The 25,482-nt window shown below is 44.6% G+C and carries 26 protein-coding genes; 10 read left to right on the top strand and 16 right to left on the bottom strand.

Going from position 1 to position 25,482, the window contains the following annotated elements:
• Window positions 1–48: 48 nt before the first annotated feature.
• The 3 genes from ACHUFZ_RS13465 to ACHUFZ_RS13455 all read right to left on the bottom strand — a co-directional run bounded on the left by ACHUFZ_RS13465 (window position 49) and on the right by ACHUFZ_RS13455 (window position 2,962).
• Window positions 49–1,566 (bottom strand): sensor domain-containing diguanylate cyclase, encoded by a 1,518-nt coding sequence (locus ACHUFZ_RS13465; RefSeq protein WP_394127566.1) that lies wholly within the window; start codon window positions 1,564–1,566, stop codon window positions 49–51.
• 127 nt (window positions 1,567–1,693) lie between these two features.
• Complete coding sequence (locus ACHUFZ_RS13460) at window positions 1,694–2,437, bottom strand: YggN family protein (protein ID WP_394127565.1); 744 nt, start codon at window positions 2,435–2,437, stop codon at window positions 1,694–1,696.
• Between the two features lie 48 nt (window positions 2,438–2,485).
• The gene (locus ACHUFZ_RS13455; protein ID WP_394127564.1) at window positions 2,486–2,962 is read right to left on the bottom strand and encodes a GreA/GreB family elongation factor; all 477 of its coding nucleotides are present in this window, start codon (window positions 2,960–2,962) and stop codon (window positions 2,486–2,488) included.
• A 77-nt stretch (window positions 2,963–3,039) separates the two neighbouring features.
• Here ACHUFZ_RS13455 and ACHUFZ_RS13450 point away from each other — a divergent pair, with 77 nt between their 5' ends.
• On the top strand, window positions 3,040–4,974 hold the full coding sequence (locus tag ACHUFZ_RS13450) for a RecQ family ATP-dependent DNA helicase (RefSeq protein WP_394127563.1): 1,935 nt from the start codon (window positions 3,040–3,042) through the stop codon (window positions 4,972–4,974).
• Window positions 4,975–4,976: 2 nt separating this feature from the next.
• Here the strand turns inward: ACHUFZ_RS13450 and dinB are convergent, their stop codons facing one another.
• Window positions 4,977–6,044, bottom strand: coding sequence for a DNA polymerase IV (gene dinB / locus ACHUFZ_RS13445; protein ID WP_394127562.1), 1,068 nt, complete (start codon window positions 6,042–6,044; stop codon window positions 4,977–4,979).
• Between the two features lie 165 nt (window positions 6,045–6,209).
• Between dinB and ACHUFZ_RS13440 the strand changes: the two genes are divergently transcribed.
• Window positions 6,210–7,424 carry a GGDEF domain-containing response regulator gene (locus ACHUFZ_RS13440; protein WP_394127561.1) on the top strand — a complete coding sequence of 405 codons (1,215 nt, stop codon included), beginning with the start codon at window positions 6,210–6,212 and terminating at the stop codon, window positions 7,422–7,424.
• Window positions 7,425–7,499: 75 nt separating this feature from the next.
• On the opposite strand, the gene nqrM is transcribed toward ACHUFZ_RS13440, so the two are convergent.
• The 9 genes from nqrM to bolA all read right to left on the bottom strand — a co-directional run bounded on the left by nqrM (window position 7,500) and on the right by bolA (window position 15,600).
• Window positions 7,500–7,733, bottom strand: coding sequence for a (Na+)-NQR maturation NqrM (gene nqrM, locus ACHUFZ_RS13435; protein WP_004415318.1), 234 nt, complete (start codon window positions 7,731–7,733; stop codon window positions 7,500–7,502).
• Window positions 7,734–7,756: 23 nt separating this feature from the next.
• Window positions 7,757–8,761 carry an FAD:protein FMN transferase gene (locus ACHUFZ_RS13430; protein WP_394127560.1) on the bottom strand — a complete coding sequence of 335 codons (1,005 nt, stop codon included), beginning with the start codon at window positions 8,759–8,761 and terminating at the stop codon, window positions 7,757–7,759.
• 250 nt (window positions 8,762–9,011) lie between these two features.
• Window positions 9,012–10,238 (bottom strand): NADH:ubiquinone reductase (Na(+)-transporting) subunit F, encoded by a 1,227-nt coding sequence (nqrF, locus tag ACHUFZ_RS13425; RefSeq protein ID WP_134836313.1) that lies wholly within the window; start codon window positions 10,236–10,238, stop codon window positions 9,012–9,014.
• A gap of 33 nt (window positions 10,239–10,271) precedes the next feature.
• On the bottom strand, window positions 10,272–10,868 hold the full coding sequence (gene nqrE / locus ACHUFZ_RS13420; protein ID WP_004415327.1) for an NADH:ubiquinone reductase (Na(+)-transporting) subunit E: 597 nt from the start codon (window positions 10,866–10,868) through the stop codon (window positions 10,272–10,274).
• Between the two features lie 7 nt (window positions 10,869–10,875).
• On the bottom strand, window positions 10,876–11,508 hold the full coding sequence (locus tag ACHUFZ_RS13415; RefSeq protein ID WP_053440090.1) for an NADH:ubiquinone reductase (Na(+)-transporting) subunit D: 633 nt from the start codon (window positions 11,506–11,508) through the stop codon (window positions 10,876–10,878).
• Entirely contained in the window at window positions 11,508–12,278 is a 771-nt protein-coding gene (locus ACHUFZ_RS13410) for a Na(+)-translocating NADH-quinone reductase subunit C (RefSeq protein WP_394127559.1), read from the bottom strand. The genes ACHUFZ_RS13415 and ACHUFZ_RS13410 overlap by 1 nt, the downstream gene beginning before the upstream one ends.
• A complete protein-coding gene (locus tag ACHUFZ_RS13405) occupies window positions 12,268–13,512 on the bottom strand; it encodes an NADH:ubiquinone reductase (Na(+)-transporting) subunit B (protein WP_138973488.1) in 1,245 nt (414 codons plus the stop codon). The genes ACHUFZ_RS13410 and ACHUFZ_RS13405 overlap by 11 nt, the downstream gene beginning before the upstream one ends.
• Before the next feature lie 6 nt (window positions 13,513–13,518).
• Window positions 13,519–14,859, bottom strand: coding sequence for a Na(+)-translocating NADH-quinone reductase subunit A (locus ACHUFZ_RS13400; RefSeq protein ID WP_394127558.1), 1,341 nt, complete (start codon window positions 14,857–14,859; stop codon window positions 13,519–13,521).
• 432 nt (window positions 14,860–15,291) lie between these two features.
• A complete protein-coding gene (bolA, locus tag ACHUFZ_RS13395; protein ID WP_394127557.1) occupies window positions 15,292–15,600 on the bottom strand; it encodes a transcriptional regulator BolA in 309 nt (102 codons plus the stop codon).
• Window positions 15,601–15,737: 137 nt separating this feature from the next.
• Here bolA and ACHUFZ_RS13390 point away from each other — a divergent pair, with 137 nt between their 5' ends.
• From ACHUFZ_RS13390 to ACHUFZ_RS13375, 4 genes are all read left to right on the top strand, one after another.
• Window positions 15,738–16,868, top strand: a complete 1,131-nt coding sequence (locus ACHUFZ_RS13390) for a methyltransferase (RefSeq protein ID WP_394127556.1) — start codon at window positions 15,738–15,740, stop codon at window positions 16,866–16,868.
• Window positions 16,869–16,929: 61 nt separating this feature from the next.
• Entirely contained in the window at window positions 16,930–17,499 is a 570-nt protein-coding gene (locus tag ACHUFZ_RS13385; protein ID WP_394127555.1) for a YajG family lipoprotein, read from the top strand.
• Entirely contained in the window at window positions 17,499–18,044 is a 546-nt protein-coding gene (locus ACHUFZ_RS13380; protein WP_134836320.1) for a peptidylprolyl isomerase, read from the top strand. Before ACHUFZ_RS13385 ends, ACHUFZ_RS13380 begins: the two co-directional genes overlap by 1 nt.
• 74 nt (window positions 18,045–18,118) lie before the next feature.
• Entirely contained in the window at window positions 18,119–19,513 is a 1,395-nt protein-coding gene (locus ACHUFZ_RS13375) for an AmpG family muropeptide MFS transporter (protein ID WP_394127554.1), read from the top strand.
• Between the two features lie 49 nt (window positions 19,514–19,562).
• Here the strand turns inward: ACHUFZ_RS13375 and ACHUFZ_RS13370 are convergent, their stop codons facing one another.
• The 3 genes from ACHUFZ_RS13370 to ACHUFZ_RS13360 all read right to left on the bottom strand — a co-directional run bounded on the left by ACHUFZ_RS13370 (window position 19,563) and on the right by ACHUFZ_RS13360 (window position 21,436).
• Window positions 19,563–20,225: a ChrR family anti-sigma-E factor gene (locus tag ACHUFZ_RS13370; protein ID WP_394127553.1), complete on the bottom strand. Its 663-nt coding sequence runs from the start codon at window positions 20,223–20,225 to the stop codon at window positions 19,563–19,565.
• Window positions 20,222–20,806, bottom strand: a complete 585-nt coding sequence (locus tag ACHUFZ_RS13365; RefSeq protein ID WP_394127552.1) for a sigma-70 family RNA polymerase sigma factor — start codon at window positions 20,804–20,806, stop codon at window positions 20,222–20,224. Before ACHUFZ_RS13365 ends, ACHUFZ_RS13370 begins: the two co-directional genes overlap by 4 nt.
• 66 nt (window positions 20,807–20,872) lie before the next feature.
• Window positions 20,873–21,436, bottom strand: a complete 564-nt coding sequence (locus ACHUFZ_RS13360; protein ID WP_394127551.1) for an LON peptidase substrate-binding domain-containing protein — start codon at window positions 21,434–21,436, stop codon at window positions 20,873–20,875.
• A gap of 343 nt (window positions 21,437–21,779) precedes the next feature.
• Between ACHUFZ_RS13360 and ACHUFZ_RS13355 the strand changes: the two genes are divergently transcribed.
• From ACHUFZ_RS13355 to csdA, 4 genes are all read left to right on the top strand, one after another.
• Window positions 21,780–22,592: a nucleoside-specific channel-forming Tsx family protein gene (locus ACHUFZ_RS13355; protein ID WP_394127550.1), complete on the top strand. Its 813-nt coding sequence runs from the start codon at window positions 21,780–21,782 to the stop codon at window positions 22,590–22,592.
• 110 nt (window positions 22,593–22,702) lie between these two features.
• The gene (gene panE / locus ACHUFZ_RS13350; protein ID WP_394127549.1) at window positions 22,703–23,587 is read left to right on the top strand and encodes a 2-dehydropantoate 2-reductase; all 885 of its coding nucleotides are present in this window, start codon (window positions 22,703–22,705) and stop codon (window positions 23,585–23,587) included.
• 2 nt (window positions 23,588–23,589) lie between these two features.
• Window positions 23,590–24,189 (top strand): DJ-1 family glyoxalase III, encoded by a 600-nt coding sequence (locus ACHUFZ_RS13345; RefSeq protein WP_394127548.1) that lies wholly within the window; start codon window positions 23,590–23,592, stop codon window positions 24,187–24,189.
• A complete protein-coding gene (csdA, locus tag ACHUFZ_RS13340; RefSeq protein ID WP_394127547.1) occupies window positions 24,189–25,400 on the top strand; it encodes a cysteine desulfurase CsdA in 1,212 nt (403 codons plus the stop codon). Before ACHUFZ_RS13345 ends, csdA begins: the two co-directional genes overlap by 1 nt.
• Window positions 25,401–25,482 lie beyond the last annotated feature (82 nt).

Genomic DNA, 25,482 nt, shown 5'->3' with positions numbered 1-25,482 from the left:
AAACTTAGATATTTAATATAAACTCGAGCAAAAAATCAGCAGTTACCATCATAAAGAATGAACGACACACTGGTTTCGACCCAAATCCTTAGCTTGATAGAGGGCTGAATCTGCCACCAAGAAAATGTCTTGTAGTTCTTCCAACGGTTGTAGCGCGCAGTCTGCCACACCGCTAGACACTGTGATGCAATCAGCAATAGGTGAGTACTGATGAGAGATCTGCAACTCAACGATAGCAGCACGTAACCACTCGGCTTCCTGTTGATTTTCGATTTTGGATTCCGAACTCAGCACGACACAAAACTCCTCGCCACCAAAGCGTGCGACAAATTTGTCACATTGCGTTTTAGTCTGCTCTAAACACAAAGCAACTTGCTGAAGAACATGATCGCCTTCGATATGACCGTAATGATCATTAAAAGGTTTAAAATAGTCGATATCAATTAACAGCAAGCTGATGTGGCGCTCTCCGCACTGTTCAACCAGTGCGTCCCAATATTGCTGTAAGCTGCGTCGGTTGCCTACTTTGGTCAAGGCATCATGTAACGCGAGCCACTCAAGTTCTTTCTGCTTAGCTTCTAACTGATTAAACACTTCATTAATTCGATAGACAAAGTCGCGCATTTCGTAAGAAATAAAGGAATCTTGCTCAGTCAATGTCGAGGCGTTACCGCTTATCAAACTATCGAGTGCACTGCGGGCACGCTTAACAGGCCTTACTATGATGTGCGCGAGGGCTAAATTAAACCCAAACATAAAGACCGCGAAGGCGAGCACCGCGGATAGCTCTCGCCAGGTTATAAAATCAGGGATCTTAACTGAATGATGAATCTCGACAAATACCGTTGAATCATTCTGATAATCCAGTTTCTCAATCACCGATACGTTCTCAGTAAGATTGTCGAAACTCTCAAACTCATCTTTGGTTTTGATCTCAACCGCTAAGCCGGTCGCTTGTCTTAAGGTACGGCTAAATTCCTGTCCAATGGGTTTAATCATCATCATAAACCCCTTATCGCAATCAAACCCGTCGCTATTACACACTCTTGATGTCGCCATTACGTGAGGTTGACCATCCAACACTAAGAACTTTACAAATGAGGTCACTTTGTCTGTCGGTGAGCGTAAACTGTCCGCCAATAAAGCGCCAAACTTATAGCGAATGGGGTCATACGAGAGCTCTTTATTATTGATGTAGTCATAGAGCTTCCCCCACACCAAAGAGACATGAGAGTCAAAAATAAAGATGCCATGGACTTCTAAAGAGGAAAAAGTGTGATTATTAAGGCTATCTTGAAGCAGGTCATCATTTTTGCCAATAATATAATCCGCAATTTCGTCCCACGAAGCGTAGTCCATTAGGTTTTTGGCGAGGTCGTTTTTTTGCAGTCTAAGCAGAGTTTTTACTCGGTGAACTTCTTCGTGCTGCTGGTTGAGTGCGCGCTCGACGGCTAAATCATAGGTAAAAAAGTAGCGAAAGGTGAGATAACAAATAACAAACGTAGCCGCCATAAAAATAGAAGCTAATACCGTTAACTGTTTGACAGAAAAGTTAGATATCTTCACACAACCCTTGGAGCACGATTAAAAAATGAGCCGGGATTAAACACAATCACAGTGTAATTGTCTACAAAAAGAGCACCCTACTGGTGCTCTTTAAGTCTAGACTGCAAATTCAAAACAAGTCTGAAGTTTAGATAGTAAAGATTTGGTAATCCTTCAATTCAGGAATTTTCTTATGCAGCTCTTGCTCTTGCTCTGCCATCTGGTCAAGAGAATCGCAGAAAGCTTCACTTTGCTCTTGCACTTCAACGGAGTGCGCTTGTAAACGCTCTGCAATTCGCTCTTTAAGCTCAGTCATTGATGAAGCCATCTCGGTCAGGTTTAAACCACCTTCTTCTTTCATCTTCTCAGACATGGCATTGAATGCACTGGTAATAAACTCATCATTGAACAGTGTCTTGGCTTTCTCAAAATCTTCCGCCCAAGTATCACCAAACGAGCCAAAGCTGTCTGCTGGCAAAATTAAATCACCATCTTTGTAGTAACGTGCTTCAATATCGGCATAGAATTGCTGCATCGACTGCTTTACATCATCAAATGCCCCCGGAGTATCGAAGCTCTCGGCGACATCATCAATAATGTCGTTTGCCAGTGCCAAGCCGTCTTGAGCCATTTTCTTTGCTCTAGGCAGATAATCATTCAAGCTTTCTCGATAGGCTTCGATCGCTTGCTGTTGCTCACTGTCTAATTCGATACGTTCACCGTGGATCATTAGATTGTTATCACTATCAACAATCGCACTATCACCATTGGTTTGAAGAATCTCAATGCGCTCACTATCAAGGTGAATTTCATTCTTCAGATCAACCTTACATTGAGCCGCGTACACTTGGCTCGATAGTAAGATGGGTAATGTTAGTAATATCTTCTTCATTGTCATTCCACTCAATTCAATCATGACACCTTACCAGAAACGATTCCGTTAGTGGATCGCTTCAATTTCATAGCAATGGCTATATTGACCCACTTGGTATTCTACCTCGTCACCGGTTTGTTTGGCTTTTAGTGCCTTACCAAGTGGCGAATCAAACGTGACCAACATGATGCTCTGCTGCGCGATATCCACTTTTAGTCCACCTGAGCAAGGAGCGATAAAAAACCACTTTATCTGATCATCAGCGTCTATGAGTTCAACAACGCAACCTAGCCCTACCTTTGTTGGAGACTCAGGTAACACTAAGTCTGACATCATCTGTATCTCTTGTTCACACTCTTGAACCCGCATCGCTTGCCCGTGCGCTAAATAAGACGCTTCTAGTGCTAGCGTGTCATATTTATGCTCCGGGACCGTCTCTTCATCGGTCGCAGATTCAATCGCTCGTTGAGCCGAACTGATCGCTACGGCGTGCTTATGCTGTAAAAGCGACAAAATAGTTTGGCGCAGTTCCAACTTATTCATACTAAAATCGTGTTCCAATGTTCGGATTATCTTTAGAATACCTTGCTAGAGATGGCAAGAATAGCAAAAAGGCAGATATGAGCACTTCACACCCCACAAGCAACGTACAAACGATATTGGAAGCGACCTTCGGCTTTGACCAACTAAGAGAAGGTCAACAGCATGTTATCGATACCGTGTTAGAGAATCGTTCTTGTGCTGCTATTTTTCCGACAGGTTCCGGTAAATCTCTCTGCTATCAGCTGCCTGCATTGTGCTTGCCCCATTTGACTATTGTTGTATCGCCGCTGCTGGCATTGATGAAGGATCAACTCGCATTCTTACACAGCAAAGGAATCGCCGCTGCCTCGATTGATTCAAGCCTTAGTCGCGAGGAGATCCAGCAAGTGATGAATCAGATCCGCCAAGGACAGCTCAAGATCTTAATGATCTCAGTAGAGCGACTCAAGAACGAACGCTTTCGCCAATTCATCAGTCAGATCCCGCTCTCTTTACTCGTTGTCGATGAGGCGCACTGTATTTCCGAGTGGGGGCACAACTTTCGCCCTGACTATCTAAAGCTGCCACAGTACTTGCAAGAGCTTAATATCCCACAAGCCTTGTTGCTTACTGCCACGGCGACTCAATCGGTAATCGAAGATATGCAGCGCAAGTTTTCGATTAAGCCCGACGACATCATTATTACCGGCTTTTATCGCTCTAACTTAGATATCACAATTTCGCCATGTGAAGACGAAGACAAAAGTGAAGCGCTATTGGAGCTGCTGCGCCCAGATCCAAAAGCACCAACCGTGGTCTACGTAACGCTGCAAAATACTGCAGAAACTGTCGCATCTATCCTGCGAAAAAGTGGTAATAATGCGTTGGCCTACCATGCTGGCCTTGCCAGTGAGGATCGTGAAAAAATCCAAAACCAATTTATGTCTGGGGAAGTCGACTGCATTGTCGCGACCATCGCCTTTGGTATGGGGGTAGATAAGTCTGATATCCGCCGCGTTATTCACTTCGACTTGCCTAAATCGATTGAGAACTACGCACAAGAAATTGGCCGTGCAGGTCGAGATGACAAACCCTCGAAATGCATACTGCTCGCCAATCAAAGTGGCATTAGTACCTTAGAAAACTTCATCTATGGCGACACCCCTGAACCCAATGATATCCAAGCGGTACTTGAACAAGCGCTGAGTCACTCACCTCAATGGGAAGTGGTGCTTTCACGCCTCGCGACTGAAAGTAATGTTCGTCAGTTACCCCTCAAGACGCTACTTGTGTACATAGAGATGGCTGGACTCATTCAGACTAAGTACAGCTATTTTGCCGACTATCGATTTAAGTTTATTCAGGATAAGAATTTCATCATCAACCAGTTTGACCCTGCTAGGCGCGCCTTTGTCCAAGCACTGTTTGACTGTTCAAGTCAGGCCAAGGTTTGGTGTCAGGTCGATTTTGATGCGCTATGGACTCACTTCCAAGGAGAAAGACAACGTGCCGTGGCAGCGCTCGATTACTTTAATGAGAAAGGCTGGATTGAGTTGGAAAGCAAATTGATGACGGAAGTCTATCAAGTAAATCCGCCAAGCCAGCCAATCGATGAATTGAATCATAATTTATGGCAACTGTTCTCGGATAAAGAAAACAGCGATATCGCTCGAATTCATAACCTACTGAGTTTCTTCGAATCATCTCAGTGCTTAAGCTATGAACTAGCGCATTATTTTGGTGATCATCAAGCGCCTAAGCAATGTGGTCACTGTAGTGTCTGTCGCGATCAAGTGGCCACTTTACCGCGTGGGGATATCACTCCATTGTCTGACTACCCACTAGAAAAATGGCTAAATGAACTGACTGATAAAGCAGGACGTCAACTCTCTGTCGCACTGCAAGCTAAGTTTCTATGTGGAATCACCACCCCAAAATTCACTAAGCTTAAGGCTCGCTCTCTGGCTGGTTTTGGCAAACTTGAAGCGACACCTTTTGCTCAAGTTCGCCAATGGATTGAGTTGAATCGCTAGACTTAAAAAAAGCTCAACTGTTTGACTTGCTCTTCAGGCTTAAGCATGACGTTTAGGCCTAATAAGCGAATTTCGCGTCCATTCTGCCGCTTTAGAATATCTCTTAGCAACTGCTTGAAATAATCGAGCTCAAGTTGCGGGTGGGTATGTTCAATGGTCGTAAGTTGAAAGTCGGCAAACTTGAGTTTAATTCCTTGCTTAAGGATCGCTTTTTCTGGCGAGGCTTTCTCTAAGCGTTTTTCTAGTTCGGGAAACAACTTATCTTCGATTGCCTGCCAACACTCATCATAGGTTGAGATGTTTTGGCTAAAGGTTCGCTCAACGCCAACTGACTTGCGTTCTCGCTCGACAACCACTTCACGATTATCCTCGCCATGGCTTTTATTCCACAGCGATGCGCCTAAGCGACCAAATTGACGCAATAGCTCTCGATAATCACTGCTCTTAACGTCTGCACAAACAAAATAGCCAGCTTGGTGGAGCTTCTCTAAACTGACTTTGCCCACGCCAGGTATTTTTTCTAATGGCAGTTTATCGACTTCTTGCTGTACCCGTTCAGGAGGTATGACATATTGCCCATTCGGCTTATTCATATCGGAGGCGACCTTAGCAAGAAACTTTACCGGAGCAATACCTGCTGACGCAGTAAGGTTCAGCTCTTGCCATATATCACGACGAATCGCTTCCGCGATCAAGGTGGCCGAGCCTCTGTACTGGGCACAATTGGTCACGTCTAAATAGGCTTCATCCAGAGATAGCGGCTCGATTAAATCTGTGTAGCGAGCAAAGATTGCTCTGATCTGCTGAGATACTAGCTTGTACACATCCATTCGACCTGGAACGACGAGTAACCTAGGGCATAACTGCAAGGCTTTAGATGTTGCCATCGCACTGCGCACACCAAACTTTCTCGCTTCATAATTACAAGTACTGATCACGCCCCGTTGCTTTTCGTGACCTCCGACAGCAAGCGGACGATTCCTATATGAGGGATTGTCACGCATTTCCACTGCTGCATAAAAGCAATCCATATCTACATGTATGATTTTTCTCACTTTGTCATTAGACATTCACGACTACTAGGCATTAAAAATAAGGCTGTATATAAAAACAGTATACTTAATATATACACTATATCAAAGTCAGGACTTGATTAAATTTGACACAGGAATCACTCGCATCTTATAAAGATATAGTTATTATTAGGTTTATAAATAAAAATAAGAGGCACGACTTTGAACAATAAAGTGTTAGTTGTCGAAGATAGCCGTGCGTATAGAAATTACTTGATCCAGCAACTGACAGCCCTTGGTTGTCAGGTTTACGATGCGGAATCATATGCTCAAGCTGAGCAGCTATTGAAGCAACACAAGGATTTCCGTTTTGCTGTACTCGATTACTGCTTGCCTGATGCTCAAGATGGCGAAGTCATCGATCTGGTACTTTCCTATCGCCAAAAGGTTATTGTATTAACGGCAACATTTAATGATGACGCGCGGGGAAGGTTTATCGCCAAGGGAGTAGTTGATTACATACTTAAAGATAGTATGGCATCCGTCTCCTACTTACTTCCGTTAGCCAAAAGGTTGCTCAATAACGATCAACATCATGCTCTCGTCGTGGATGACTCTCCTACCGTCCGCCGCCACGTTTCTCAACTTCTCGAGCATCAGTATATCCGTACGACTCAAGCCGAAAATGGCCAAGAAGCATTAGAAAAGCTTGAAGAGAACTCGGATATCACTTTTGTTATCACCGATCATGACATGCCGGAAAAAGATGGCATCATCATGACTAGAGAGATCCGGCAGAATTATGATAAGAATAGCTTGGCCATTTTGGGCTTATCCGGAAATGAATCGAAAACCCTCACCGCCCAATTTCTTAAAGCGGGAGCCAATGACTTCCTCACTAAGCCATTCAACCAAGAAGAGTTTTATTGCCGCGTTCATCAACTGCTTGATATGAAAGACGCCACCGACGAACTGTATAAGTTAGCCAATCAAGATGCGTTGACAGGCTTATGGAATAGGCGCTTTCTATTCAACCAAGCCTGCTCTGGTTGCGAGCATAGTAATATTGCCATGCTCGATATTGACTACTTTAAAAAGGTCAATGACACCTATGGGCATGACGGCGGTGACGCAACATTAAAGATGGTTGCTAACATCCTGAAAATCTATTTCCCTGAGGACGTGGTAGTGCGTTTTGGTGGAGAGGAGTTCTGCATCCAATCTTGTGCTCCATTCGATGAGTTCCTTAGTCGAATTGAGAACATGCGTCAGCGTGTAGAAAAGACCCCAATAAAACACAATGGTCAGCATATTCAGGTGACGATCAGTATCGGTGTATGTAACCTGAATACCGACCTCAACGATCAAATCAAGATTGCTGATGACCACTTATACTCAGCGAAGGCAGCGGGGCGAAATCAAACCATCTCTTCGTAGCAATCAAGTCCTATATCTTAGATACAAAAACACCAGCGTAATGCTGGTGTTTTTTATTATCTGTACGCTCGGGAATTAAGCAATACGATCTTTTTCCCATGCCGCGAGCTTTTCTTGTCGAGCCGCTTCACGTGCTTCGCGCTTCTTACGCGCATCACATGGTTCAGGACAGTTACATACTTTATCAATACCAACTGCGCCAAGGCCGCCACAGCTGCCTTTTACAACCTTCTTCTGGATAATATAGCCGATAGACATTGCTGCAATCACGGCCATAAACACACCAAATGTAATAATAAACTCACTCATAGTGACATGCTCTTATAATTGGGTTATTGGTTTAGATATGGCTTATACGCTGTTGAAGCCATCTCTTTGAATCCATCCTGCGTTTTTACGATCATAAACACGGGAATATTATTTTGCTCAGCGATCTTCATACCTTGCTCTTCGCCGAGAACCATTAGTCCAGTAGCTAAGCCATCTGCCGTCATTGAAGAGGCATCTAAAACCGTCACCGACACCACTTTATGATTGATCGGTTTGCCTGTTGCTGGATTAATAATATGTGAGTAACGTACACCATCACGCTCAAAGTAGTTACGATAATCGCCCGAAGTCGCGACTGCCATATCACCTGGTTCGATGATCTCTTGGATAGAGCGCTCTTCTACAGACGGCTTTTCTATCGCAATACGCCATGCCACACCTTCACGGTTGAGACCTTTGAGGCGCATTTCACCACCAACCTCAACCATATAGTTTAGGATACCTTGAGCCTGAATGTAATCAGCCACAACATCAACCCCCCAACCTTTGGCAATCGTTGATAGATCGACATACAGGTTCGGGATGTCTTTTTTCAGCGTGTTGCCGTCAGCAGTCAAGTGTTGAATACCTGTCATGGCTTTACGCTCACTAAGCTCAGCATCCGTTGGCACAACCTCAGGGCGCGCTTCAGGACCAAAGCCCCATAGATTAACCAATGGGCCAACTGTCACATCTAAGGCACCTAGAGTAAGACCGTTAAGACGAATCGCTTCTTTCACAACAGTCGCTGTTTGTGATGACACCTCAAATGACTCTAGCGATTCACTTTGATTAAAACGGCTTAGTTCTGAATCTTTGCGGTAAGTCGACATCTGGTCGTTGACTTCTTCAAGTAGTCGATCGACTTCAACTTGAAGCTCCTGGGGAGAAGGCTGACCTTCGGCTGCGATGTATTTAATGTTGTAAGTCGTACCCATTGTTGGGCCACTTAAATGAATCTGCTCTACTGGTTTCTCACAACCAGCCAGTACTAACAGAGAAGCAAATGCAACAAGCCACTTTTTCACTTGTTAGACTCCTGTATTTTTGGGGGAACGGGAATAGCTCATACGTCTTTATCGAACGTATCGACTATTACCATTCTTAAAAAAAACAATGGCTGACTAATAAGCAGTCAGCCATCTTATATATGCAATTTCAAGTAGTTGGAGTTGTAGCTAGGCGGTAAATAAACCCAAGCCTATGAGCATAGATCTTCTATGTGATTAGGTTGGGTTTATGAAGCCAACGACGCTACAGCTTCAAATACGCTGAAATTTAGCCGCCGAAGTCATCCAGTAGGATATTCTCGTCTTCTACACCTAGATCTTTAAGCATGCCGATAACAGCCGCGTTCATCATCGGTGGACCACACATGTAGTACTCACAATCTTCAGGAGCTTCGTGATCCTTCAGGTAGTTTTCGTACAATACGTTGTGGATGAAGCCTGTGTAACCATCCCAGTTATCTTCTGGCATAGGGTCAGACAGAGCACAGTGCCAAATGAAGTTATCATTTTCAGCTTGTAGGCCGTCAAAGTCTTCCACGTAGAACATTTCGCGCTTAGAACGTGCACCATACCAGAAAGACATCTTACGCGTAGAGTTAAGACGCTTAAGTTGGTCGAAGATATGTGAACGCATTGGCGCCATACCTGCACCACCACCAACGAATACCATCTCGTTGTCAGTGTCTTTAGCGAAGAACTCACCAAATGGACCAGAAATCGTACACTTATCGCCCTCTTTAAGAGACCAGATAAATGAAGACATGATACCTGGTGGTACGTCAGGATTATTAGGCGGCGGCGTAGCGATACGCACGTTCAGCATAATAATGCCTTCTTCTTCAGGGTAGTTAGCCATTGAGTAAGCACGGATCGTCTCTTCGTTTACCTTAGACTCGTAACGGAACAGATTGAATTTATCCCAATCTTCACGGTACTCATCTGGTACATCGAAGTCAGCGTATTTCACGTGGTGAGCAGGTGCTTCAATCTGGATGTAACCACCAGCACGGAAAGGTACTGATTCGCCATCTGGGATTTGTAGCTTAAGCTCTTTGATGAATGTTGCTTTGTTATCGTTAGAGATAACTGAACATTCCCACTTCTTAACGCCGAAGATCTCTTCAGGAAGCTCGATATCCATGTCAGTTTTCATTGCAACCTGACACGCTAGACGCTCACCTTCACGTGCTTCACCTTTAGTAATATGGTCAAGCTCGGTAGGTAGGATGTCGCCACCACCTGATTTAACTTTTACGCGACACTGGCCACAAGAGCCACCGCCACCACAAGCAGAAGATACGAATACACCAGCACCTGCTAGAGCACCCAGTAGCTTGCTACCTGGTTGTGTAACGATCGCCAATGAAGGGTCATCGTTCACAGAAATTGTAATGTCACCTGATGGTACTAGTTTAGATTTAGCGAAAAGAATCACTAAAACTAGCGCCAAAATAATCAGGGTAAACATCACTACACCAAAAATAATAGTATTCATGACTATTCCTTTAATTGCTGCCGTTTACCCGACTTACAGTTGAACACCAGAGAAAGACATAAAGCCTAACGCCATAAGACCAACTGTGATGAACGTAATACCAAGACCGCGTAGACCTGGAGGTACATCAGAGTACTTCATCTTCTCACGGATACCTGCTAACGCAACGATAGCTAGCATCCAGCCCACACCAGAACCGAAGCCGTAAACAACAGATTCAGCAAAGTTGTAGTCACGTGTAACCATGAAAGACACGCCACCGAAGATCGCACAGTTTACTGTGATCAGCGGTAGGAAGATGCCTAGCGCGTTGTACAGAGGTGGGAAGAAACGGTCTAAGATCATTTCTAGAATCTGTACAAGTGCTGCGATTACACCGATAAAGGTGATGAAGTTCAGGAAGCTAAGGTCCACGCCTTCAACTAACGCATTCTCTTTAAGAATGAAAGTGTAAAGCAGGTTGTTCACTGGTACTGCAACTGTCAGTACGAATACAACCGCAACACCAAGACCGAAAGAGGTCTTAACTTTCTTAGATACGGCAAGGAATGTACACATACCTAAGAAGAACGATAGTGCTAAGTTTTCGATGAAAATCGATTTAACTAGCAAGCTAATGTAATGTTCCATGACGTCCTTACTCCTTCGCTTCTACTTGTTCTGGTTTCAGAATACGGATTGCCCAGATTAGGAAGCCGATTAGGAAGAATGCAGATGGCGCTAGAAGCATCAGACCGTTTGGCTGGTACCAACCGCCGTTGCTCACTAGAGGAAGCACTTCCATACCGAACAGCTTGCCTGAACCAAATAGTTCACGGAAGAAGCCAACAGTAATAAGAACGAAACCGTAACCAAGGCCGTTACCGATACCATCGATTAGAGATGGGATTGGCTCAGACTTCATAGCGAATGCTTCAGCACGACCCATTACAATACAGTTTGTAATGATTAGGCCTACGAATACCGATAGCTGCTTAGAGATATCGTATAGGTATGCTTTCAACACTTGGTCTACCACGATTACTAGCGATGCGATGATTGCCATCTGTACGATGATACGCACGCTGTTTGGAATGTGGTTACGGATTACCGAAACGAAGAAGTTAGACAGTGCAGTTACAAAGATAACCGCTAGTGTCATTACAAAAGCCGTTTCTAGTTTGGTGGTTACTGCAAGAGCAGAACAAACACCAAGAACCTGAAGCGCGATTGGGTTGTTATCCAATACTGGTGCTAACAGACTCTTCTTAACGTTTTGTGCGCTAGACATTAGTTCAGACCTCCGTCACGAACTTTTGCTAGGAATGGACCAAAGCCCATATCGCCTAACCAGAAATCAAATGTACCTTGAACACCGTTACCTGTTAGTGTCGCACCTGATAGGCCATCAACACCGTGTTCAGAACCGGCTGGGGCACCACCTTTAACAACTTTGATAGCTGGCTTGAAGTTTTCATCATAAAGCTTCTTGCCAATAAATTGATCACGCCAAGATGGGTTCTCAACTTCACCACCAAGTCCAGGAGTTTCACCCTGCTCGTAGTAAGTGATCGCAGATACAGTATTACCGTCAGTTTCAACCGCAACGAATGCATACATCATTGACCAAAGACCATTACCGTGTACCGGTAGGATAATCTTAGATACAGCGTCGCCATCTTTCACTAGGTATACAACACCTGTGTTAGCACGACGAATGATCTTCGCCTTGTCTTGATCAGCAGTTAGCTTGATTGACTCTGCTGGATCTTTTGCTGCTTTACGCTGATCGTAAGTTGCAGCATCGCCGTCAACAAACGCACCAGAGTCAAAGTCAACTAGACGAGGTTCGATGTACTCAGCAAACAGCTCAGGTACTTTCTTGCCGTCAGCGTCAATACCAGCAACTTCAACGATCTTAGTTTGCTTATCTAGTACAGCGTTAGCTTTTTGCTTGTCACGTAGACCTACCGCTGCTGTTGATACGATGATTGAACAAACAAGGCTCAACCCGACAACAACACCCAGCGTCTTTTTAATGCTGTCGTTATTACTTGCCATAGCGTGCTAGTCTCCGCTTGATGTTCTTCTCAATAACCACATGGTCGAACAGAGGTGCAAACAGGTTCGCGAATAGAATCGCCAGCATCATACCTTCTGGGTATGCTGGGTTCACAACACGGATTAGTACACACATCACGCCGATTAGCGCGCCGTACCACCATTTACCTTTGTTAGTAAATGAAGCCGATACAGGGTCTGTTGCCATAAAGAACATACCGAACGCAAAGCCACCAAGAACTAGGTGCCAGTGCCATGGCATGTTGAACATTGGGTTAGTGTCAGAGCCGATAACGTTGAACAGCGTTGCTGTTGCAATCATACCAATCATCACACCTGCGATGATGCGCCAAGATGCTATACGCATGTAGACGATCATTGCTGCACCGATCATTAGAGCAAGCGTCGATACTTCACCAATTGAACCTGGGATGTTACCGATGAAAGCATCCATCCAAGTGATTGGAGCGCCAGTGATGTTGTTGATCAAGGCACCGCTACCACCGTGAGCCCATTGGCTAAGAGCCGTTGCACCAGAGAAGCCGTCAGCTGCTGTCCATACTACGTCACCCGAAATTTGAGCTGGGTAAGCGAAGAATAGGAATGCACGGCCAGCAAGTGCTGGGTTAAGGAAGTTACGACCAGTACCACCGAAGATCTCTTTAGCAACAACAACACCGAAGGTAATACCTAGCGCCGCTTGCCATAGAGGTAGCGTTGGTGGAACGATAAGTGCAAACAGGATAGAAGTAACAAAGAAACCTTCGTTAACTTCGTGCTTACGCACCATACAGAACAGTACTTCCCAGAAACCACCAACGATAAATACCGTCGCGTAGATAGGTAGGAAGTAAGTTGCACCCAAGATCATCTTACTGCCAACGCCTGCATCGGCGGCTAAGGTGCCACCCAGCATTTCAGTTAGCCAGTAGTGCCAGTTACCTGCTACTACTGCTGCAAGTTGGTCACCAACATACATGTGGTTAAGTGCAGCGATAGCTTGGCCACCTGCGTTGTACATACCCCAGAACATTGCTGGGAATACCGCAAACCAAACCATGATCATGATACGTTTTAAGTCAACGCTATCACGAACGTGCGAGCTTTTTTTCGTTACTAAACCTGGTGTGTAGAAAAGTGTTGCTGCAGCTTCGTAAAGCGCGAACCACTTCTCATGTTTACCACCTGGCTCAAAATGATGCTCGATGTCTTCAATAAACTTTTTAAGGCCCATGAAAAATTACCCTTCCTTCTCAATGGTATCTAGGCATTCACGAAGGAGTTCACCGTATTCGTATTTACCAGGACACACAAAGGTACACAGTGCTAAATCATCTTCATCCAGTTCAAGTGCACCCAGTGCTACTGCACTATCAGTATCACCTGCACATAGATCACGAAGTAGCAGAGTCGGTTCCATATCTAATGGCATTACGCGTTCGTAGTTACCAATTGGAACCATAGAACGATCACTACCGTTAGTCGTTGTTGTCATGTTGAACAACTGACCTTTGAAGATATGACCAAGGAATGAGCGAGTTACTGAGAACTTGTTCTTACCAGGCGTCGCCCAGCCAAACAGTTCTTTTTCACGGCCTTCACGTAATACAGAAACCTGAACGTGGTAACGACCTAGGTATGCGTGAGGTCCAATTGCATGAGTACCAGTAAGTACCGAACCAGAAATTACACGAACTTCACCTGGCATTAGCTCGCTGTCCGTTACGTCTTCTAGACTTGCACCTAGAGTTGTACGAACTAAACGAGGGTTATTTACTACTGGGCCAGCCAGAGAAATAACACGGTCAGTGTAAAGCTCACCAGTTAGGAACAACTGACCAAACGCAATAACGTCTTGGTAGTTGATGCTCCACGCCACATTTTCTGCATTCACTGGGTATAGGAAATGCATGTGGGTGCCAGCAAGACCTGCTGGGTGAGGGCCATCAAATACATGCTCTTCAACATTTGACTGAGAAGAACGAGGCAGACTTGTGCCAGATTTACATACGTAAACCTTGCCATCTGTCAGGGTTGAAAGCAGGTCTAAACCGGCAACGAACGCTTCTTGTTGTTCATTGATGATCAACTCAGGCTGAGCTGCTAACGGATTGGTATCCATTGCAGTTACGAAGATAGCCTGTGTAGAAGACTCGATTGCTGGAACCTTGCTGAACGGACGAGTACGTAAAGCAGTCCAAAGACCTGAATCAACAAGCTGAGTTTTAACCGCTTCACGGTCAAGACTTGCTAGTTGGCCAGCTTCAAACTTATCGAAAGTAACCTGCTCTTCACCTGCCACTTCAATCACTACAGACTGAAGTACACGCTTAGCGCCACGGTTAACCTCGATCACTTTACCAGCTGCTGGTGAAGTAAATTTCACACCTGGGTTCTTCTTGTCTTCAAAAAGAACTTGAGCTTTCTTCACTTCATCGCCTACGCGGACATGCATAGTAGGACGCATGCCGACGTACTCTTCGCCAAGCAAGGCGACTTTTTTGATGGTCTTACCATCATTAATCACCTGGGATGGAGTTCCTGCGATTGGCAGGTCCAAACCCTTCTTTATTGTAATCATACGCACTTGCACTACTTTTATCGGGAAAAAGATTCTTAGATTGCGTAACTTTTAGACACGACACTAGTGTCCGGTTTTGGTGTCGTTTAAAACACCAAAATCGCAACATCCTATTAAAAACCTCGCAACAAGAAATCATCGAGATTTATCAGGTGCGATAGTCTATCATCTTTTTAGAAGTTGATGCCATGATGAATCCGATGAATAACTGAGATATTTCGAAGGAATTGAGTTTAAAAGGCTAAGGAATAGTCATAAGTTTGAGCCACCGCACAAACCCTTTTCTGCATATCATTTTGTATAGCTCAATGCATTCACATCGTGAAACAATCTTAATTAAAACTAACTATTGCATTTATTTGTTTCTACGTTGTTAACAATACCTCTTTAGCACTAACTAAAAAGGGTAGCCGTCGCTACCCTCTCATTTTATTATTTTGAACCACCCAAGCACATTGGGCTGTCTGGAGCGAGTTGATTCTGCTCTTTCCATTCACTCGATGTATAGGTGTGCATAGAAAGCGCATGAATATGATTCGCAAGCTCATCAGCCAACACTTGATTGACTTGGCGATGACGACCAATAAGTCTCTGCCCTTCAAATTTTTCACTCACAATCACAACTTTAAAGTGGCTTTCTGAGCCAGCCGGTACATTGTGCATAAAGCTCTCATTGATCACTTTGAGCTCTATAGGCGAGAATGCTTCACGCAATTTGGTTTCGATTACTTCTTGCAACATCGTGCTTTACCATCAAATATGAATGACTATTAACTTTAAATCATAATATCCCATCGGATAAAGCTAAAGGTTTTAGTTTCCTCAACCGCTAGGTTTTGCGACAATTTGCTCATTGCACATTACCTAACGTTCCAACTATGAAAACTGAGCTTGCACTGCACGAGCGTACTCTTTCTTTATTTCGCTACCCAAAAAGAAGCACCGAAACCCTTCAAGCTTGGGATGCTGGCGATGAATATCTCATCAATCATATCGAAGAGATGGGATTAGAGCCCAATCAACACATTCTTATTCTTAACGATAACTTTGGCGCTTTAAGTTGCTGGTTCAGTTCAAACCATCGAATCACCATGATGAGTGACTCGTTTATTTCACAGACAGGAACTCGTGAAAACTTAGCGCTAAACCAGTGTAACCCAGTGTCTTTTGCCACAACTATCGAGCCAATCGCTAACGATGTTGATTTGGTCTTAATTCAACTACCTAAGAGCAATCGTCACCTCACTTGGCAACTCAGCCAACTGCGCTCAGCTTTAGCCCCATCGGTACCCGTTATCGCCGTGAATAAAGCCAAAGAGATTCACTCGTCAACACTCAAACTGTTTGAGAAGTTCCTTGGCGAGACTAAAACGTCTTTAGCTTGGAAAAAGCATCGATTAGTTTTCAGTCAAGCGAACGTTGCCAACCCTCAAGCTGTCTCACCCAACACACGTTGGAACGTCGACGGCGAGAGTATAGAGCTCAATAACCTACCTAATGTTTATTCGGGCGAGAGCTTAGACTTAGGTGCTCGATTTATGATTCAGCACTTACCGACCAACCCAAATCTAAAGCATGTGCTTGATTTAGGCTGTGGCAATGGCGTGTTATCGGTCAAAATGGGGCAACTCAACCCAAACATAAAATTGACCTGTGTTGATGAGAGTTTTATGGCTGTCGAATCGGCGAGACAAAACCTAATTCAAAACCTAGGCGATGACAGAGAAATAGAGTGTATTGCCAATAACTGTCTCGAAGGTCTAGAGAGAAATGACCTTGATATGATTATGTGTAATCCACCGTTCCACCAGCAACAAGCAATTACCGATCATATTGCTTGGCAGATGTTCTGTGATGCAAAGCAAATTCTTAGAGTTGGTGGGCAATTATTAGTTATCGGCAACCGCCACCTCGGCTACGATGGTAAACTCGCTAGACTGTTTGGTAAGTCAAACGTCAAAGTTGTGGCAGCCAATAAGAAATTTGTTATTTTACAAGCAACTAAATAGTCCACTATTATCTCTCTAAACGTTTGGTAAGCTCGAAGAGTTAACAATAAAGGAAATTACAATGAGAAAACTGGTTTTAGCCGCGTCAATGGCACTACTTACTGCCTGTGCAGCACCGCAGCAAGAACAAATCAACTTTATGCCTAAAGCCGTTCTGAGCAATAGTGACCTTGTAAAAGACGCTGCATTTACTTTGACCAGTAAAGACGTTCGCTCTGCACAGTATGTTGCACTTGTTGATAGCGGTCGTTCTAACATTGAACCTATCCACTCTAAGCAAAACGTCCGCATCTCGATTGAAAACGCATTGCTTGAGCAATTTAAGTCACAAGGTTTCCGTAGCACGGTAAGCAGTGAAAATACTATCGCGATTGAAGTTCAAGAAGCGCTGGTTTCAGTGAAGCATACCGTGATGGAAAACCAAATGGATGGCAAAGTAGTACTAGAGATCACCGCTGAGACACCACAAGGTAAACTGGTCAAGGCCTACACAGGTACAGCTAAGCGTACTGGTGCTCTAAGTGCTTCAAATGAAGATATCGAAGTTGTCCTAAATGATGTGATTAATTTAGTCCTTCAAGAAATCTCAAATGACCGAGAGCTTCAACAGTACATGCAGGAGCGATTCTAATGTTAAAGGTAGCAATTGCTTCGCTAGCGCTACTCAGTAGTCTAGCGATGGCAGGGCCTAAAGTTGAATTTGAAACCAACCTAGGTTCATTTACTGTCGAACTAAACCAAGAGAAAGCACCGCTGACGGTGGCAAACTTTCTAAAGTACGTGAAAGATGGCAGCTATGTCGGCAGTCAGTTCCACCGTGTGATCCCGAATTTTATGGCACAAGGTGGTGGTTTCGACAAGAACATGAAGTCGTTGCCAACTTACTCACCGGTAAGAAACGAAGCGTCTAATGGGCTAAAGAACAACACAGCAACCATTGCGATGGCGAGAACGAATAATCCTCACTCAGCAACTAGGCAGTTCTTTATTAACTTCGTTGATAACAGCTTTTTAGATTACGACCAGCGCCCACCGGGCTATGCAGTATTTGGTAAGGTGACTCAAGGATTCGATGTCATCCAAGGAATGGGTAAAAAACCAACACACTCAGTTGGTCGCTATCGTGATGTTCCAGTCGAGCCAATCATTATTACTAAAGCTACTCTTCTTAAATAATTCTCTTAGGCTCTAACCCACAAGTTAGAGCCTCATTCTTCTTGCTGACCAAAAAATCAAACAAGGATTTGTGTATGTCTTCTGACTCTCCCTCCATGTCTTGGCTAGAGACTATCCGCAGTTATATGGATAAACGCCTTATGTGGGTCTTTATGCTGGGCTGTTCGAGCGGTTTCCCATGGGTACTGATCGGTTCAAATATGTCCGGTTGGCTAAAAGATGCGGGATTAACACGCGCGGCAATTGGTTACTTTGGTAGTGTCTTCGCGGTTTACGCGATTAACTTTTTATGGGCGCCATTGGTTGACCGTGTCAAACTGCCAGTGCTACACAAGGTATTAGGCCAGCGCCGTAGTTGGATTTTCCTATGTCAATCTTTAGTGTTAGTAAGCACATTGTTTATTGCCGGCGTTGATCCATCCAAGAACCTAATGTTCACCTCGATGCTAGCGCTTGGGATTGCAATCGCTTCTGCCACTCAAGACATCGCCATTGATGCATACCGTATCGATACTTTCCCGAAATCACAATCGTCTAAGCTGCCACAAGCTTCTGCGATGGCCGTAATTGGTTGGTGGACAGGCTATTCACTTCCTGGATATGTTGCTTTCATCAACGCAGATACCATCGGCTGGAATGGTGTCTACTATGGCATGGCATTTATTGTCGGCATTTTGATGCTCTTTACTTTATTAGTCGGCGAGCCAAAAACCAACCGCGAGGCTCTGCAACACCAAGCAGAAGCCCGCCACAACAAAGTTGTCCATTCAAAAGTCGTTGCTTGGTTTAGTGTAACCGTTATTGAGCCTTTCTTAGACTTCTTCAAACGTAACGGTGTACAAGTTGCTATCACACTATTGTTGTTTGTATTCCTGTTTAAGATTGGTGAAGCCTTCCTCGGCCGTATGTCGATTACCTTCTATAAAGAAGTCGGCTTTAGCAACGAACAGATCGGCTACTACTCCAAGCTCATTGGTTGGGGAGCAACTATCTTCTTTACCTTAGTGGGAAGTATGTTCAACGTTAAGTTCGGCATTGTTCGCGGTCTCATGATTGGCGGTATTGCAATGGCGGCAAGTAACCTGATGTTTGCGTGGATTGCTAAAGTTGGTCCGAATGAACACCTATTCTTAGCCACCATCCTTGTCGATAACTTCACAACTGCGTTCTCGACAGTTGCATTTGTGTCATTCCTCACTGTGCTGACAGGCCAAGCGTTCTCTGCAACTCAGTATGCCTTGCTCGCTTCACTGGGTAACTTTGGCCGTACCACACTGGCATCGTTTAGTGGTGAGCTTGCTGATTACCTCAATGATTGGTCGCTGTTCTTTGTCATCACAGCCTTGATGGTGATTCCAAGCTTAATCATGCTCTACTCTCTACGTCATTACTTTACCGACCTACTCGATAAAGCAAGACAACGAGATGAGTCTGCCGACGCTGAACAAGAAGAAGCCACCTCAAAATAAACAAAAAGGCTTGGTGAATCACCAAGCCTTTTTCATTTGTTAGGGCTAATTATGGATACATGCCCTTGCCAAATAGATTAAACACCCTCGCGACGCCCTGAGTAAACAGCATAGGTTCAGTCAGTACTGTTAAGCATAAGCAGTCCTCACCTTGCTTAGTAAAGGGAGAGTGTTTAACTGATGCATCTTTAAGTAAGTAATCACCAACTTGGTACTCGCCATCTTCATCACTGAAGCTACCGTGTAATACAAGGGTCGATTCAAGTCCTTTGTGAGTATGTTGAGGAATTGCCACTCCCTCAGATATATACATCAGATTGACTCTAGCTTGGGTCGAGATCTCAATGGACGCGCTGTAAACCTTGCCGCCGTAACTTTTCCATTCGCCAATCTGCTCTCTAAAGCGAGTTAGCGACAACGGCAACCGAAACGTCTTATCATTGACTTCAATAAAGGTTGGTTTTCTGGCTGGTCTAAAAGGCTCATCACTTGGCTCTAAAGCTAAGATATTCGTTAGCATGTCATCAAAGCTATCGGCTGAATGCATAGAGGCGTTAGCTAATTCTTCCCCGCAACTCTCCTCTAGCTCACTGACCTTAGCGCGACATTTAGGGCAAGTCTCGATGTGTGTCGCTATTGTAAAAGCGCTCACATCGTCCAACGTACCTTGTGCATACGCTTCTAAAATAGATGTTTCTGGATGGTAACTCATAACTTATCCGCCCCTATCGTATCGCGTAGTTTTTCAACAGCTAACCGTAAACGGGACTTAACCGTTCCCAAAGGTATATCGAACATATCCGCAACTTGCTGGTGCGGCAGCTCTTCCAGATAGACCGCTTTGACCACCTCTCTTTGTGCCTCAGGCAAGATATCCAGATACTTAATCACCTGCTGTTTAAGCCGGTCCGTTTCAGGAGAATAATGCTCTACCAGATCAGGCGGGCAATAGTCGTTAGGCCATAAATCTTCAGAGTGAAGATGACAGTCTCGCCCTTTTTGCTTACGTAACGTATCAAAGCATAAGTTACGCGCGATGGTATAAATCCAAGTCGACAGAGAGCTTTTAGACGGGTCAAACAAGACACTCTTTTGCCAAACGATTGAAAGCGCCTCTTGAACAATTTCCATTGCGACTTGCTCATTGCCCATATGACGAAAAACAAACTGTTTAAGTCGAGGAGAAAAGTGGGTAAATATTACGGAAAAGGAAGCTTTATCTCTTTGCTTTACTTTCTCCATGCACAAATGCCACTCTTCTTTTGAAAAAGTCTGGGTATCTAAATTTTCCATTTTGATAGCCTTAGTTTCACTTTTTTCTGTTTATACGTCATAGACCGAAAACCGATCACTCCGCTACTATCTTTCTAAGCTCTTTTTAATATAGCTTACCGCTGCACGACAATTTGTTTCTAATGTAAGCTGATCAAATCGCTGTTTGCTCACAGGCAATAATTCTAACCAACGCTGACTGACCCAACTCGCATCATCAAAAAATTTGTGCTCGTAAAGGGTACCTAGATCTGGAAACTGTTGGTAGACCCGAACGAGCTCTGTTGTAATCCGCACGTCATTGGCTTCAATTCCCTCAGCGCTCCAACTGGGAAGTGTTTCTATCCGAGCAAATCGTAAACCGTCGTACTCAACCCGCACACTTTGAATCTTGAACTTACTTAATCCAGTGATTGATATCCCGAGTAAACCATCTTCAAGAAGCTCAAAGTCGATGATCTTCGCTAAAGTGCCTACATTAGATAACTCTTGCCCTTTAATTTCACTGTCGAAAAGACAGACACCGAATGTACCTTCTCCTTGCATTGCTTGCGATACGAGTCTCTTGTATCTAGGTTCAAAGATCCTCAAACGCATTTTTCCTTCTGGCAACACAACTGAACTCAGTGGGAAAAGCATAACTTCTGACATAAACGCTCTCATTCTATTTTGTTATTAACATTTACGTCACCTGCCCCCAACAAGATCATTCACCATATCTGTTGAATACATGACAGACATAAAAATATGAGCAAACGCTTGCGTAATCGATACCCGTTTCATTTTTTGTGCAACGTGTGATTAGTTCCGTTACATTTCAATTTTTAGTATGTTAATGAGATCTCGATCACCTGTTTTATGTTTTTTTACACATGTTGCACATGGCTTTTGAGAAATTTATCGCTATTATTCGCCTCAACAAAGCACGACACAGATTGTGCAACTAAACAAATATCCAATGAATATTGAATTAACATACATAGAGAGTTCCATTATGCGTAAATCACTTTTAGCTCTTGGTGTTGTAGCTGCAATGTCTGCACCTGCGATGGCTGCTGATTATTCAGACGGCGATATCCACAAGAATGACTACAAATGGCTTCAGTTCAACCTGATGGCAGCAATCGATGAGAAAGGTCCTGGTGAAGAATCTACTCACGATTACCTAGAGATGGAATTTGGCGGTCGTTCGGGCATCTTTGATCTATACGGCTATGTTGATTACTTCAACATTACTGGTGACTCTAGCAGCGACAAATCTGGTTCAGACAAACTATTCATGAAGTTTGCACCACGTATGTCTCTTGACGCTCTTACTGGTAAAGATCTGTCTTTCGGTCCAGTTCAAGAAGTTTACGTTGCATCAGAAATGATCTTCTACGGTGGTTCAAACGAAGGTCAATACAAAATTGGTCTTGGTTCTGACATCAATGCACCATGGTTAGGCAAAATGGGCCTAAACCTATACGGTAACTACGACAATGCACTTAAAGACTGGAACGGCTACCAACTATCTACTAACTGGTTTAAGCCATTCTACTTCTTCGAGAACGGTTCATTCATTTCTTACCAAGGTTACCTAGATTTCCAATTTGGCATGAAAGACGAGTACTCTCAGTCAAGCACTGGTGCTGCAATGTTTAACGGTATCTACTGGCACTCAGACCGTTTTGCTGTTGGTTACGGCCTAAAACTGTTTAACGACGTATACGGCTTCGAAGATGGCGCAGCTGTTCCTTGGAACCCAGCTCAAACCAATGACTCTTCTGGCGTAGGTCACTACTTCGCAGTAACTTACAAGTTCTAATTGAGCTTATAAGCGATAGATTTTTAAATGGCACCTTAGGGTGCCATTTTTATTGGCTTTCTCAATAGATAACCTTATGATCTTGGCCAAACCCACTGATTTTCTATCGTATGAATATTGTCGTTCTTGGTCCTGGTGCAATCGGCTCTTTATGGGCATCCTACCTCCATCATGCAGGGCACTCTGTTTCACTCTGGTCTCGACATGCAGAATCGACGATTCATATCCAGAGAGATGAGCATGCTTCAATTCAGTTCGGTAATCGCTCCAAACAAGCTCTTGAGCATGCGGACTTACTGCTAATCACGTTAAAGGCTCCTCAAGTCGAGGGAGCTTTATCTGAGCTTAAGCCATTAATTAACAAAGACACCATAGTTACCTTAATGCACAACGGCATGGGTACGGCAGAAGTCGTCTCTAAATTACTCATTAATAACCCTTTAGTTCTTGCAACGACCACTCACGGCGCGTATCGAAAGTCATCTCACCATGTCGTACACACGGGATTGGGCAAAACCGAGTTGGGTGGCTATAACTCAGCAGGCAAACAGTGTGAGTTCTTAGCTGAGGTATTCCAGCACGCTCTTCCTCAAGTCGTGTGGAACCCTAGCATTCTTGATGCACTTTGGAATAAGCTTGCCATCAACTGCGCAATCAACCCGCTTACCGCAATGCACAGGGTAGCCAATGGCGAGTTAGCACAAAGCCAATATCAAGACACCTTGCAGTCCGTTATTAACGAAGTCACCTTAGTGATGCAAGCTGAAGGGATCGACACCAACTCAGAAATGTTGAGTCAGTCCGTTGCTCAAGTCATTCAAGCAACGGCGAAAAACTTATCTTCTATGCAGCAAGATATTGTTCATCAACGCCAAAGCGAGATAGACTTTATTACTGGCTATCTGATTGAAAAAGCGCAGCAGCACAAAATAGCGACGCCGGTAAACCGCTCGCTGTATGACGCCATTAAAAACATCGAACAAGGTTGGAATTAACCATGACTAAAAAAGTCCTCGTCCCTATCGCTCCTGGCAGTGAAGAAATGGAAGCTATTACTATCATTGATATGATGGTTAGAGCTGGATACGAAACTGTGGTTGCCAGTGCCGACTTCGATGGTCAGTTAACCATGAAAGGCTCACGTAACATTACACTCACCGCTGACTGTAAACTGGTCGATATCGCTGATGATGAATTCGATGCAGTGATCTTGCCGGGTGGCGTTGAGGGGGCAGAAACGTTCCGCGACAGCACTGTTTTGGTCGAGATTGTTCGCCAGCAGATGTACGAAGGTAAGTTGGTTGCCGCAATTTGTGCCGCACCAGCTCTCGTTCTTGCTCATCACGGCCTATACAGTGATGCACTAATGACTTGTCATCCAAGTTTTGAAAGCCACATCAATGCGAAAAAATGGCGCGTTAAACGTGTCACTTACGATGTAAACCACAACCTATTAACCAGCCAAGGCCCAGGTACCGCACTGGAATTTGCCATGGAAGTCATCATCAATCTATCAGGCAAAGCACATGCGTGGACCGTTGCAGAGCCGATGGTGACGATACCGACGCTGCAATACCACAAACTGGGTGACGAATAATGTTTGACGTTCAAGCAGTGGCTGCGCAGTTCCCTGCCTTACTTCAGCAAGTTAATGGCCAACGCTTGGTCTATTTAGACAGTGCCGCGACTACGCAGAAGCCACGCTGTGTGATCGATGCGATTACCGACTATTACAGTCATCAAAATGCCAATGTCCACCGCGGTAGCCATAGCCTAACTGCGAAAGCCACCAGCCAGTTTGAATCTGCTCGCCAAACAGTAGCCGACTTTTTAGGCGCTTCGACAAGCAAAGAGATAGTTTGGACTCGTGGTGCCACAGAAGCTTTAAACCTGATTGCTCAAACTTACGCGCGAAACACGCTTAAGCCCGGAGATGAAATCTTAATCAGTGAAATGGAGCACCATGCGAATATAGTTCCATGGCAAATAGTGGCTGAGCAGACCGGAGCAAAAGTGATCAAGGTACCGATGACAAGCGAGTGTTCGTTTGATCTGGCTGCCTTTAAATCTCGGCTTTCTCCTCAAACTAAAATCGTCGCGTTGGCCCATATCACTAATGTAACGGGTACTCGCCAACCTATCGAACAAGTGATTGAGCTTGCCCATCAGATGGGAGCGATTGTTGTCGTGGACGGCGCTCAAGGGATCGTCCATGAGCAAGTCAACGTTGCTTCACTCAATGCTGATTTTTACGTTTTCTCTGGTCATAAACTGTATGCTCCGGCCGGTATTGGAGTGCTTTACGGCAAACTGAAACTGCTTGAAGCTATGCCCCCATGGCACGGCGGCGGCAAGATGGTAGAGAAAGTGTCATTTGAAGGAACAACCTACAGCGAACTTCCGGGTAAATTTGAAGCTGGCACACCGAATGTCGCGGGTGCTATTGCTTTAGAAACGGCTATCAACTGGTATCAGAGCTTTGACCAACTGGCACTTGAAGCGCATATCCACCAGCTAGTGTCAGCGGCATACACACGCCTGAACGCACTAGAAGATATTGAAATTCTTGGCTACCGGCCAGGTGCTAGTGTGCTCTCCTTTGTGATGGATGGGGTTCACCATCAAGACATCGCCACACTACTTGATCAACAAGCTATCGCCGTTCGAGCGGGACATCACTGCGCGCACCCTCTTATGGATGCACTCGGTGTTAAGGGAACCGTTAGAGCGTCATTTGCCATCTACAACACAATGGAAGATGTAGAGCGCTTTATTGCTGCGATCGAGAAAGCCGTTGATATGTTATAGCGAGAAGCGAGAAGCGAGAAGCGAGAAGCGAGAAGCGAGAAGCGAGAAGCGAGAAGCGAGAAGCGAGAAGCGAGAAGCGAGA

It is taken from the genome of Vibrio hepatarius (assembly GCF_043642085.1).
GTDB classification, from domain to species: Bacteria; Pseudomonadota; Gammaproteobacteria; order Enterobacterales; family Vibrionaceae; genus Vibrio; species Vibrio hepatarius_C.
The sequence above is the reverse complement of the archived record's forward strand: the minus strand, read 5'-3'. Positions and strand labels throughout refer to the sequence as shown.